Genomic DNA, 9,823 nt, shown 5'->3' with positions numbered 1-9,823 from the left:
AGGCCATATTGCCCCTGCGCCCGCTTGTCCTTAAGCGCCCGCAAGAATCCCCGCGGCGCCGGCTGGTCATGGGCCTGCGCCACAACCTCGGCCCATGGCCGCATCGACTTCGCCGCCGCGATTTCCTCGCGCTTATAGGCTTCAATTTGCTTGAGAATATCGGTCATTGCGCTCGTCCGTTCGAAACCGCCACGAGGCGGGCGAGTGTGTCTTTTGCCTTGCCGCTGTCGATCGTCGCGCGGGCCAGGGCGATACCATCTTCTATTGTGGTCACCTTGTCAGCAACCAGCAGCGCGGCGCCGGCATTGAGCAGCACCGTATCACGATAGGCGCCCGGCGCCCCATCAAACAGCGCAATCATCGCCGCCGCATTGTCCGCCGGCTCGCCGCCAAGCAGCCCCTTCGGATCGGTGACGCTGAGCCCCACCTGCTCGGGATGCAGCTCAAAGCTGCGCAGGTCACCATTGGCAATCTGCGCCACAAAATTCGGTCCCGAAGTGGAGAGCTCATCGAGCCCCTCGCTCGAATGCACAACCCAGGCTTTTATGGCGCGATTTGCCAGCAGCGCTGCGGCCACCGGCTCCACCCATTGCTGGGAATAGACGCCCAGCAGATAGCGCCGCACGCCTGCCGGATTGGATTGCGGCCCGAGGAGGTTGAACAGCGTCCGCACGCCCATTTCGCCGCGCGCCGGCCCCACATGGCGCATGGCCGGGTGATGGCTGGGTGCAAACATGAAGCCGATACCGGCCTGGGCAATCGTGCTGCCGATTTCGTCCGGCGTCAGATCGAGCTTCACGCCAAGCGCCTCAAGCACCTGCGAGGCTCCCGAGCGCGACGACAGCGCCTTGTTGCCATGCTTGGCCACAGGCACGCCGGCGGCAGCAACGACAAGCGAGGTGGTGGTGGAGATATTGAGGCTCCCAACGCCATCGCCACCAGTCCCGACAATATCGATCGCCCCTTCGGGCGCCACGACGGGAACCATCTGCTCGCGCAGGATCGACACCGCCGCGGCAATCTCGCCAACGCTCTCGCCCTTGACGCGCATCCCCATCAGGAATGCGCCGATCTGGGCCTGCGTCGCTTCCCCGGCCATGATGATGCGCATCACCGAGCGCATCTCTTCGCCCGTCAGGTCGCGCCCTTCGGAAATCTTGTGGAGGGCCTGCTTGATATCCATCACGCCGCCCTCTGTCCGTTGAAGTCACGGGCAATGTTCAGAAAATTCTGCAGCAGCGCATGGCCATTCTCGCTGGCGATGCTTTCCGGATGAAACTGCACCCCATGCAGCGGCAGCGTCTTGTGCTGCATGCCCATGATCAGCCCATCGTCAGTCGTCGCCGTCACTTCCAGCACGTCCGGCAGCGTCTCTGCCTTGACGATCAGCGAGTGATACCGGGTCGCCTCGAACCCGGCATTCAACCCCCGGAAAATACCCTTCCCGGTATGGTTGATCTTGCTGGTCTTGCCATGCACCAGATGCGGCGCGCGAATGACATCGCCGCCCAGCGCCTGGCCCATGGCCTGATGCCCAAGGCACACGCCCAGCATCGGAATCTGCCCCTTGAACCGGTCGATCACGGCAAGGCAAATCCCCGCCTCGGTCGGCGTGCACGGCCCGGGTGATAGCACGATCGCCTCCGGCGCCATGGCGGCAATTTCTTCAAGGGTAATCTTGTCATTGCGGCGCACGGTCATCGTGGCGCCGAGTTCGCCCAGGAAATGGACGAGATTGTAGGTAAAGCTATCGTAGTTATCGATGACGAGGGTCTTGGTCATTGGGCCTGTCCTCAAGAGTGGGTTCTGGTGAAAGCGTTCAGAACCAACCCCGCCATCGCAAAATGTCGTTACGCACGTTCACTGTCCCACTCCCGCTTCGCCGGCATAGCGTAGCGCTTCTTCTGCCGCGCTGAAAAGGGCACGCGCCTTGTTCTCGCATTCGAGCTGTTCGAGCTCGCGCTGGCTGTCGGCGACGATCCCGGCGCCCGACTGCACATAGAGCTTGCCGTCTTTGACGATCCCGGTACGCAGCACGATGCAGGTATCCATGGTCCCATCGGCACCAAAATACCCGACGCAACCGCCATAGATCCCGCGCCGCGACTTTTCGAGCTCGTCGATGATCTCCATCGCCCGCACTTTCGGTGCCCCCGAGACCGTACCGGCCGGGAACCCAGCCGACAGCGCATCCACAAAGTCATATTGCGGATCAAGCTTGCCAACGACATTCGAGACGATGTGCATCACGTGCGAATAATATTCGAGGAAGAACTTATCGGTCACCTTCACCGAACCCGTCTCCGCCACGCGACCCACATCATTGCGCCCAAGATCGAGCAGCATCAGGTGCTCAGCCAATTCCTTGGGATCGCTCAGCAGCTCCGCCGCCAATTCCTGATCCCGCGTCGGCGTCGCCCCTCGCTTGCGGGTGCCGGCGATCGGCCGAATGGTCACTTCGCCATTCTGCACCCGAACCAGAATTTCCGGGCTCGACCCGGCCACGGCAAAATCCCCGAAATCGAGGAAATACATGTAGGGGCTGGGATTGGTCCGGCGCAGCGCCCGATAAAGCGCCGTCGGCGGCAGCGTGAAATCGGCCGAAAACCGCTGGCTCAACACCACCTGGAAAATATCGCCCGCGGCGATGTAGTCCTTCGCCCGGGCAACCATCTCGAAATATTCGTCACGAGACGTGTTGCTGGTCACCTCGATGGATTCGAGATCGGGCAGGGCAGGGGTGGCCGGCAGCGCTCGCCCGAGCCGGGCAATCGCATCGTCGATCCGCGCTTCCGCCGCTTCCAGCGCCTGCGGCGCCGAAACTCCGGCTTTCACATAAACCGGCGCCGTCAGATAAAGCTCGTCCTTGACCGTATCGAAGATCGCCAGCAGCGACGGCCGCATCAGCACCGCTTCCGGCGTTTTGAGATCGTCCGGATTGGCGTTCGGCAGCACTTCCATGTACCGGACCATCTCATAGCCGAGATAGCCATAAATCCCCGCCGACTGCGGCGGCAGCCCTGGCGGCACCTCGATCTGGCTTTCCGCCACCAGCCCACGCAGTGCGTCGAGCGGCTTGGCGTCCATCATCTCGAAGGCATTCGGATCAAGCTGAGCCTGTCGGTTGACGCTCGCCGTGCCGTCCTCGACCCGAACGATCAGATCCGGCAGGAGCCCGATGATCGAATAGCGCCCGCGGGTCGTCCCGTCCTGCACGCTTTCGAGCAGGAACGAATGGGTCCGTTCCTGCGCCAGCTTGAGATAGGTCCCGATAGGCGTTTCGAGATCGGCCACGATGCGACGCCAGACGATCTGCGATTTGCCGGCTTCATATTGCTCTGCAAAACGCGTGGAAAAATCGTCGCCCATCGTGGTCTCTATGGTTAGTGGGGAAGCGGCCCTGTTACTGGCCGTAGTTGAGAGTGAGCAGTTGCGTCAGCGCCTGCTGGTTGATCCGCAGCCCCGCATCGTCGCGGATGGCACCGACGAAGTCTGCATAGACCCCGCCCTGTGCTTCGTTCTGCAGGTTGTCGGCAGCGGCGGTTTCGAGCGGTTCGGTCGGCACGGTGTTGTCGACCACCTCGAAGACGATGAACTCGCCCGAGCTGCTCACCACCGAGCCCTTGTGCTCCGGCCCGCCGTTGAACGCGGCCTGTGCCATCACATTGTCGACGCTGCCGTCATCCGAGCCAAAGCGCGAGAAGGGCGCCGAAAGCTGCGGGAAGAGGTTGAGCGAGAGGGCCAGGTCCGCCAGCGGCGTGCCGTCCTTGAGCTGAGCAACGATTTCCTCGCTCTCGGCCAGCAGCGCATTGTTGGTGCGCTCGGCAATCAGCGTTGCCGTCAGGTCTTCACGCACTTCGTCGAGCGTCTGGTCGCGTGCCGGCAGCACTTCTGCGAGGTCGAAGAAGAGATGTGCATTGCCCGCCAGCGGGATCGACGGCGTCAATTGGCCAGCGGTCGCCTTGAAAATCGCCTGGCTCACCTTGGTGCGTTCTTCCGCCTGCAGGTTAGGCAGGATTTCAAGCTGGTTGCCGCCCGACGTGACATCGGCCTCATAGAGGTCGAGCCCAAAGCGCTCGGCGATTTCCGGCAGCGGCCGGAAGGCAGCGCGCAGTTCTTCGATCTGGTCGAGAATGTCGTTGATGTCATTGCGGGCCGCAGCCATCGACAGCGAGGTCACGATCTGTGCCCGCGCTTCTTCCAGCGTCGGCTGGCCGGTGGCTTCGATGGCAGCGACATGCACGGCGCGCTTGCCGGTCACACCGTCGATCAGCGTCACGCCGCCCTGCTCGAGCCCAAAGGCCGCCGTGGCAAGCGAAGTGTCGGTCACCTGCGCCTGCGTCAGCGTACCAAGGCTCGTCGCCGTCAGGCCGTTCTCGGTCAGCAGCGTGGCAAAATCCTTGCCTTCGGCGAGGCCGGCTTCGAAAGCGGCCTGTTGATCGGCGTTGAGCACGACCTGCTCGATAGTGCGCTTCTCCGGCACGGTCAGCGTGCCCTTGATGCGCTCATACTCGGCAGCAATCGCGTCTTCTTCGATGGTCTTGGTTGCCGCGAGCGAAGCCAGCGACAGGTCCAGCATCTGCACCCGGCGCGTCTCGACGGTGCGATATTCGGCCTGGTGCTCGGTCAGGTAAGCGACAAGCTCTTCCTCGGTCGGGGCAGCCGGTGTCTCGATATTGGCATCGGTCAGCGTGATATAGTCGATCGTGCGCTGCGTGCCGGCATAATCATTGATCAGGCCCTGGGCCACATCGGGCAGGGTCTTGTCGGCGAAAAGCGCGCCGACGAGCTGCTCGCGCTTGGCTTCCGTGCCGCGCGTTTCGAAATATTCGGACTCGGTCCAGCCGCTCGCCTGCAACACCTGCGTGAAGATCGAAGGGTCGAAATTGCCCAGCGTGCCCTGGAAGGACGGGTCGGCGCGCAGCATCTGCCCCAGCTTGTCGTCGGAAACGCCGAGCCCAAGCTGGTTGGCCAGCACGTTCATGGCCTCGCCCTGCGAAATGTTCAGCAGCACATAGGTCGGCAGGCCCATGGCTTCGGCTTCCGCAACGGTCGGTATGCGGCCGATCTGATTGGCCAGATTGTTCGCCTGGGTCTGATAAGCCCGCAGGAATTCACGCGATGTAATTTCCTGGTCGCCTACGCGTGCCACGGTATTGCTGCCGAGATCGGTGATCACATTGTTGATACCGAAGCCGGCTACGCCTACGAGCAAAAACGCCCCCAGGATTTTCCCTGGCCAGGATTTTGCAAAGCCGCGCAAACCATCGAGCATTTCGAACGTTCCAGTTTTAGGGTCTGAGGCTTTACCGACAGGGTCGCCTGAGACTAGTAAGACTTTCCGACTGCCGGGGTTAGGGCAAAGCCCACTTTGGCGCAAGAGGCAGGAGTACCAAGATTGACTACCATCTCACCGCTGATCGCCGGGAATTGGAAGATGAACGGGGTGTCTCAGTCGCTCGATGAGCTGACTGAACTGGCCAATTTGCTCACGACCGGCGAGGCTCCACGCGCTGTCGTCGTCATCTGCCCGCCGGCTACTCTCGTTGCCGCTGTTGCGGCACAGGGCGCTTCAAGCGGTATCATGGCCGGTGGCCAGGATTGCCACCCCAATGCCTCCGGCGCCCATACCGGCGACATTTCCGCCTATATGCTGGCCGATGCCGGTGCCCAGTTTGTCATCGTTGGCCACTCAGAGCGCCGCGCCGATTACGCTGAAACCGACGATCAGGTTCGCGCCAAGGCCGAAGCTGCCATCGGTGCCGGTTTGAAGCCGATCATCTGCGTCGGCGAAAGCGAAGCCCAGCGCGATGCGGGCGAGGCCGAATCCATCGTTGCCGCCCAGCTCGCCGCCTCGATTCCCGATGGTGCCAGCCAGCACGAAGTCATCATTGCCTATGAACCCATCTGGGCCATCGGTACCGGCCGTACCCCCAGCAATGACGATATCGCCCAGATGCATGCCAGCATCCGCGCCCGCCTCGTCGAACGCTTCGGTCCGCGCGGCGAGGAATTCCGCATTCTCTATGGTGGTTCGCTCAAGCCCGTGAACGCGCGGGAAATTCTTGCGGTTGAGAACGTCAATGGCGGTCTCGTCGGCGGCGCCAGCCTCTTGGCAAAAGACTTTTACACCATTATCTCCGCGGTATGAGTGAACGGCATAGGTCGTTGTCGCGAATTTCGTGGCAACGGTCTGGCCTTTGCCGTTTTAGGCGTGTATGACGCCGCATCCTTTCTGACTGACGCGAAGACCAAGACCTCATGGCGAACGTCCTTATTGTTGTCTATCTGCTGATCGTTGTGGCCCTTATCGGCGTCATCCTGATCCAGCGCTCCGAAGGCGGCGCGCTTGGCATCGGTGGTGGCGGCGGCGGCGGCCTCATGACGGCGCGTGGTTCGGCAAACCTCTTGACCCGCACCACGGCGATCCTGGCAACCCTGTTCTTCGCCACGGCCATTGGCCTCACCATCCTCAACGAATTTGATCGCGGCACTTCGAGCATTCTCGATCGCGCCACGACGACCGATGAAGATGGCGCAGCCCCCTCGAACGTTCTTGATGCGCTGAACGCGCTGCAGGGCGACTCGACCTCTGATCTCCCGGTTCCTGCTGACGCCCAGGCTCCTGCAACGACGCCCGCTCCGGCGACGACTCCTGCAGCTCCTGCGCCAGCCGTTGCGCCGACCAGCGATCTGCCGGTTCCCGCCGCGACCCCCGAGGCCCCGTCTGAAACGGCCCCGGAGACTCCGGCCCCCGCGGCTGATACGCAAACGCCGGCTACGACAACCGGTAACTAAAGCGCCGAAAGGCGACCGCCGAAAAAGGGGATGGAAACATCCCCTTCTTCTTTTTGTGTGGACCGCATCTTGTGGCTCCACGAATCGTTCATGATGCGCTTATGGTGATTGCCCATGGCTCGGTACGTTTTCATCACCGGAGGCGTGGTTTCCTCCCTTGGCAAAGGTTTGGCTTCAGCGGCGCTCGGCGCAGTGCTGCAGGCACGCGGCTATAAGGTCCGCCTGAGGAAGCTCGACCCCTATCTCAACATTGACCCCGGTACGATGTCGCCGACCCAGCACGGCGAGGTCTTCGTGACCGACGACGGCGCTGAGACCGACCTCGACCTCGGCCACTACGAACGCTTCACTGGCCGCGCGGCCAACAAGCGCGACAACATCACCTCGGGCCGTATTTATTCCGACCTGCTCAGCAAAGAGCGCAAGGGCGAATTCCTCGGCGCGACCGTGCAGGTCATTCCGCACGTCACCGACTCGATCAAGAATTTCGTCCTCGAAGGCAATGAGGACTACGATTTCGTCCTCGTCGAAATCGGCGGCACCGTCGGCGATATTGAGGGCCTGCCGTTCTTCGAAGCTATCCGCCAGCTCGGCAACGAACTGCCGCGCAACCACGCCGCTTATCTCCACCTCACGCTGATGCCGTATATTCCCTCGGCCGGTGAGCTGAAGACCAAGCCGACCCAGCATTCGGTCAAGGAGCTCCGCTCCATCGGCATCGCCCCCGACGTGCTGCTGGTCCGTTGCGATCGTCCGATTCCGGAAGGCGAAAAGAAGAAGCTCTCGCTCTTCTGCAACGTTCGCGAATCCGCCGTCATCCAGGGCCTCGACGTCGCCTCGATCTATGATGTGCCCGTCGCCTATCACCACGAAGGCCTCGACCGCGAAATCCTCGCTGCCCTCGGCATCACCGACGCGCCCGAGCCGGACATGACCGCCTGGGACGAAGTGTCCCGCCGCTATCACAACCCCGAAGGCGAAGTGAACATCGCCATCGTGGGCAAATATACCGGCCTCAAGGACGCCTATAAGTCGCTCTCGGAAGCCCTGACTCACGGCGGCATCGCCAACAAGGTCAAGGTCAATCTCCAGTGGATCGACTCTGAAGTCTTTGAGCGCGACGATCCGGCACCCTATCTCGAACACGTCCACGGCATCCTCGTGCCCGGCGGTTTCGGCGAGCGCGGTTCTGCCGGCAAGATCGAAGCGGCCCGCTTTGCGCGCGTCAAGGACGTGCCCTATTTCGGCATTTGCTTTGGCATGCAGATGGCCTGCATCGAGGCTGCTCGCAACACCGCCGGCATCAAGGCAGCGTCCTCCACCGAATTCGGCCCCACCAAGGAGCCGATCGTTGGCATGATGACCGAGTGGGTCAAGGGCAACGAAACCGAGACCCGCGAATCCTCGGGCAATCTCGGCGGCACCCTTCGCCTCGGCGCATATCCCGCCCAGCTCACCCGCGGTTCCCGCGTTGCCGACATCTACGGCTCGACCCGCATTTCGGAACGCCATCGTCACCGCTACGAAGTGAACATGGACTACCGCAAGCTCCTCGAAAAGAACGGCCTCCTGTTCTCCGGCGTCTCGCCCGATGGCAAGCTGCCCGAAATCGTCGAACGCACCGACCACCCGTGGTTCATCGGCGTCCAGTTCCACCCGGAACTGAAATCCAAGCCCTTCGAACCCCACCCGCTGTTCACGAGCTTCATCGCAGCAGCAATGGACCAGAGCCGCCTCGTCTGAGGCGCGCTCCAGTCCAAGCCCACACCACAACGTCATCCCCGCGAAAGCGGGGATCTCTTTTTCTGGGGCAGGGCGGCCAATAATCCGCGTACTACCGCCTGTCACAACCCTGCGCTAAGCTCCCCCAATCCCAGATGGGGGCCGGACATGCCGTTTTATAACGATCTTCGTCCCGAAGCTGATTTCGCCACGCGCGACTTCATCCGCGTCTTTCCCAATATGACCAAGCCGGCGAAAATCCGGACCATCGACGGCCTCCTGCGCCTGCGCGAGGCCCTCGACAAAGCCATTCCCTCCCGCCGCACCGAGGAAAACCTCCTCGCCGCTAGCTGGAACATCAAGGAATTCGGCCACACCACCCAGCGCCTGCCGGAATCCTACTACTACATCGCCGAAATCGTCGCCCGCTTTGACCTCGTCGCCATTCAGGAAGTCAAATCGACCCTCAAGGACATCAGCATCCTGATGCGCATCCTGGGCTCGGATTGGTCCTATCTCGTCAACGACATCACCGATGGCACCAGCGGCAATCGCGAGCGCTCCTGCTACCTCTACAACAACAAGCGCGTGAACCTTTCCGGCCTCGTCGGCGAGCTCGTCCTCTGGCCCGCCGTCAGCGATGGCGCCGTGATCTCCCAACTCGCCCGCACGCCCTACATGACCGGCTTCCGCGCAGGCTGGAAAAGCTTCGTCCTCATCAACCTCCACCTCTCGCCCGACAAGACCGGCAACAAGGCCGCCGCCCGCAAGGCCGAGGTCGAACTGCTGGTCAAAGCTCTCAACGAAAAGTCCGACGAACTCTGGGGCGAAAACCTCATCCTCACCGGCGACTTCAACTTCTTCCGCGAAGTCGACCAGCAATCGGTCGACCTGCTCAACGCCGCCGGCTTTGTCGAGGTGAACAGCCTCGTCGGAAAACTGACCAACGCCGCGCTGACCGAGGTCTACGACCGCTTCTTCATCCGCAAGAACAAGTTCTTCCGCTTGGCGCTCACCGCCGACGGCAAGGAAAGCGGCGGCGTCTTCAATCCCTTCGACCACGTCTTCCGCCTCGCCGATGCCGCGGTCTACCTGCCCGAAATGCTTGGCGTCTATGGCGGCGCCGCCGACCTCGCCAACGACGCCACGGCGATGAAAAAGTACTTCGACTCCTACTGGCAGCAGAACCAGCTCTCCGATCACCTCCCCATCTGGTTTGAGATGATCATCGACTCCTCATCGCCCTTCCTCGCCGAAAACCGGACCAAGATCGAAGCCGAGCCCTGAAATGCAAAAGGGCTCC

8 protein-coding genes and 1 pseudogene are annotated in these 9,823 nt (G+C 62.0%); 4 read left to right on the top strand and 5 right to left on the bottom strand.

The window, feature by feature from the left end:
- The 5 genes and pseudogenes from ABW043_RS13320 to ABW043_RS13300 form a co-directional block, all read right to left on the bottom strand.
- A pseudogene (locus ABW043_RS13320) lies at positions 1-167 on the bottom strand (indole-3-glycerol phosphate synthase TrpC); the annotation flags it as partial.
- Positions 164-1,186, bottom strand: a complete 1,023-nt coding sequence (gene trpD, locus ABW043_RS13315) for an anthranilate phosphoribosyltransferase (RefSeq protein WP_449395852.1) — start codon at positions 1,184-1,186, stop codon at positions 164-166. The pseudogene ABW043_RS13320 and the gene trpD, both read right to left, overlap by 4 nt.
- Positions 1,183-1,782 (bottom strand): anthranilate synthase component II, encoded by a 600-nt coding sequence (locus ABW043_RS13310; protein WP_035087780.1) that lies wholly within the window; start codon positions 1,780-1,782, stop codon positions 1,183-1,185. Before ABW043_RS13310 ends, trpD begins: the two co-directional genes overlap by 4 nt.
- Positions 1,783-1,860: 78 nt before the next feature.
- Complete coding sequence (gene trpE, locus ABW043_RS13305; RefSeq protein ID WP_353921691.1) at positions 1,861-3,369, bottom strand: anthranilate synthase component I; 1,509 nt, start codon at positions 3,367-3,369, stop codon at positions 1,861-1,863.
- Positions 3,370-3,403: 34 nt separating this feature from the next.
- Complete coding sequence (locus tag ABW043_RS13300) at positions 3,404-5,275, bottom strand: peptidylprolyl isomerase (RefSeq protein WP_353921690.1); 1,872 nt, start codon at positions 5,273-5,275, stop codon at positions 3,404-3,406.
- A gap of 123 nt (positions 5,276-5,398) precedes the next feature.
- Between ABW043_RS13300 and tpiA the strand changes: the two genes are divergently transcribed.
- From tpiA to ABW043_RS13280, 4 genes are all read left to right on the top strand, one after another.
- Positions 5,399-6,151, top strand: a complete 753-nt coding sequence (tpiA, locus tag ABW043_RS13295; RefSeq protein WP_353921689.1) for a triose-phosphate isomerase — start codon at positions 5,399-5,401, stop codon at positions 6,149-6,151.
- Between the two features lie 110 nt (positions 6,152-6,261).
- Entirely contained in the window at positions 6,262-6,798 is a 537-nt protein-coding gene (secG, locus tag ABW043_RS13290; protein ID WP_353921688.1) for a preprotein translocase subunit SecG, read from the top strand.
- A gap of 114 nt (positions 6,799-6,912) precedes the next feature.
- A complete protein-coding gene (gene pyrG / locus ABW043_RS13285) occupies positions 6,913-8,541 on the top strand; it encodes a CTP synthase (RefSeq protein WP_353921687.1) in 1,629 nt (542 codons plus the stop codon).
- 147 nt (positions 8,542-8,688) lie between these two features.
- Positions 8,689-9,807 (top strand): endonuclease/exonuclease/phosphatase family protein, encoded by a 1,119-nt coding sequence (locus ABW043_RS13280; RefSeq protein ID WP_353921686.1) that lies wholly within the window; start codon positions 8,689-8,691, stop codon positions 9,805-9,807.
- Positions 9,808-9,823: the final 16 nt, after the last annotated feature.

Origin of the sequence: Devosia sp., assembly GCF_040509215.1 — a bacterium.
Taxonomy (GTDB): domain Bacteria; phylum Pseudomonadota; class Alphaproteobacteria; order Rhizobiales; family Devosiaceae; genus Devosia.
The sequence above is the reverse complement of the archived record's forward strand: the minus strand, read 5'-3'. Positions and strand labels throughout refer to the sequence as shown.